At 67.8% G+C, this 2,115-nt stretch carries 1 protein-coding gene and 2 pseudogenes; 1 reads left to right on the top strand and 2 read right to left on the bottom strand.

Going from position 1 to position 2,115, the window contains the following annotated elements:
- Positions 1-347, top strand: a pseudogene (locus tag JCM9942_RS18410) (helix-turn-helix domain-containing protein); the annotation flags it as partial.
- Between the two features lie 261 nt (positions 348-608).
- Here JCM9942_RS18410 and thrC read toward each other — a convergent pair.
- Positions 609-1,907 carry a threonine synthase gene (gene thrC, locus JCM9942_RS14525; protein WP_054660542.1) on the bottom strand — a complete coding sequence of 433 codons (1,299 nt, stop codon included), beginning with the start codon at positions 1,905-1,907 and terminating at the stop codon, positions 609-611.
- Between the two features lie 31 nt (positions 1,908-1,938).
- A pseudogene (locus JCM9942_RS14520) lies at positions 1,939-2,115 on the bottom strand (homoserine kinase); the annotation flags it as partial.

Below are 2,115 nucleotides of genomic sequence, written 5' to 3'. Positions count from 1 at the left end.
TGCGCCTGCGCCATCCGCACCTGGAGCGCAAGCTGCTGCAGCGCGCCTGCCAGGAGCTCGACGCGGCGCAGGACAACGCGCTGGCGCTGGCCCGGTTGCAGCCACCGGAGCGGCTGGCCGATTTCCTGCTGCGGCTGGCCGCGCGCGAAGCGCAGCTGGGCCAGGTCGGCAATCGCGTCTCCCTGCCGATGGGCCGCAGTGATATCGCCGACCATCTCGGCCTGACCATGGAAACGGTCAGCCGCACGTTCACCAAGCTGCGCCAGCAGGGCCTGATCGCGTTGCCGCATCTGAACGTGGTCGAGATCCTGGACTTCGCCGGGCTGCAGAAGCTGGCCAGCGACGACCTGGCTGAATGCCGCACTGGTCATTTATTGGCCAACCTGTCTGCGCACCTTGCCGGACAAGGGATCGCCGCGCTTATCCACAGATTCTTCCGGCGCCGGTCCACATCGATTGTGGAAAACCCGGAGCCCTGCCGGCATCACGACTGGCCAAATTTTCACCATGACAATGGGCAGGCCCGCCAGCCTTGGGCCGGCGGACCTCTATCCACAGGCTGTCCCGGCCGCGCTCCACACCGGATGTGGACAACGCGGCCGTTGCGATCACCCGAGCAGCACCGCGCGCAGCGCGGCGTAGTCCGGTTCGATCGGATCGGCGTGGGCCGGTCGCTCAAGCAATGCCGCCAGCGCCGGCGGCACCGGAATCTCACGTCCGATCAAGGGCTCGACCACCGATTCGAACTTGGCCGGATGCGCGGTAGCCACCACCGCCCAATGCTCCCCGGTAGCAGCCTCACCGCTGGCACGCAACTGCTCCAGCAGCTGCACGGCAGTAGCGGTATGCGGGCAGAACACCTCGCCGAAACGGCTGAACCGTGCAGCGATGGTGTCGCGGATGGTGGCGTCATCCACCGGACGCGACACAAAGGCCGCACGCAACGCGACATCGTCCCCCCGGTACAGCCAGTGCAGCCGCTCGAAATTGCTGGGCGCACCGACGTCCATCGCATTGGCCAGGGTCGCGACGCTGGCCTGCGGCATGTACTGCCCGCCCGCGAAATAGTCCGGCAGCACCCGGTTGGCATTGGTGGCCAGGACGATCCGTCCCAGCGGCACGCCCAGCGCGCGGGCCATCACCGCCGCCATCGCGTTGCCGAGGTTGCCGGTGGGGATGACGAAATTAAGCGCGGTGCCGTGTATGGCCTGGTGGGTCAGCGCGGCATGGGCGTAGTAGCTCATCTGCGGCAACAGCCGGCCCAGACTGATGCTGTTGGCCGAACTGAGCGGCACCTGCGCCTGCAGTTCGACATCGCCCAGTGCCTGCTTGGCCATGGCCTGGCAGTCATCGAAGGAACCGGCCACCCGCAGCGCGTGGATGTTGTCGCCCAGGCAGCCGAGTTGGTGCGCCTGCCGCGGTGACACCCGGCCATCCGGATACAGCACCACCACCTTCAGGTTCGGCTGGTTGTGGAAGGCGGCCGCCACCGCGGCGCCGGTATCGCCGGAGGTCGCCACCACAATCGTCAACGGACGCGCCTGGCCAGCACGCAGCCGCGACAGGCTGGCGGCGAGAAAGCGCGCGCCGAAATCCTTGAAGGCGGCAGTCGGCCCGTGGAACAGCTCCAGCACATGGTCATTGGGCGTGGCCAACGCCTGCAGCGGTACCGGAAAATCGAACGCCTCGCTGCAGATGCCGGGCAGCTCGGCCTCCAACCGGTCATCGGCGAAGAACGGCTGCAACAGGGCATCGGCGGTGGCGGCCAGCGAACGGCCCGCCCGCAACGCGCGCGGGGCCGGCATCTGCTGTGGCACATACAGACCGCCATCGGGAGCCAGGCCGGCGGCGATGGCCTGGCTCAGGCTGACGGCAGGAGCGCTGCCGCGGGTCGAGATGAAATTCATGTCAGTTCCATTGAAAGTGAGAGTGATGCACTCAGAGCAGCGTGGCGGCGGGTGAATCCAGGGGCGACACCCAGCCCTGGCTGTCGAAGCCTGCCGCGGCGAAAGCCGCTTGCACCGGCGCCATTGCCGCCTGCGCCGCTTCGCAGGTCTCAAACCAGGCAAAGATGCTGGGGCCGGCGCCGGAGATGCTGGCGCCCATCGCGCCGGC

This window comes from Stenotrophomonas pictorum JCM 9942 (assembly GCF_001310775.1).
Taxonomy (GTDB): Bacteria; Pseudomonadota; Gammaproteobacteria; order Xanthomonadales; family Xanthomonadaceae; genus Stenotrophomonas; species Stenotrophomonas pictorum.
Note: the sequence above shows the minus strand (reverse complement) of the source record. Positions and strands in the feature narration are given on the sequence as shown.

Bases quoted from the DNA above. Each gene is read 5' to 3' on its own strand.
- thrC (WP_054660542.1), bottom strand. From the start codon at position 1,907: ATGAATTTCATCTCGACCCGCGGCAGCGCTCCTGCCGTCAGCCTGAGC.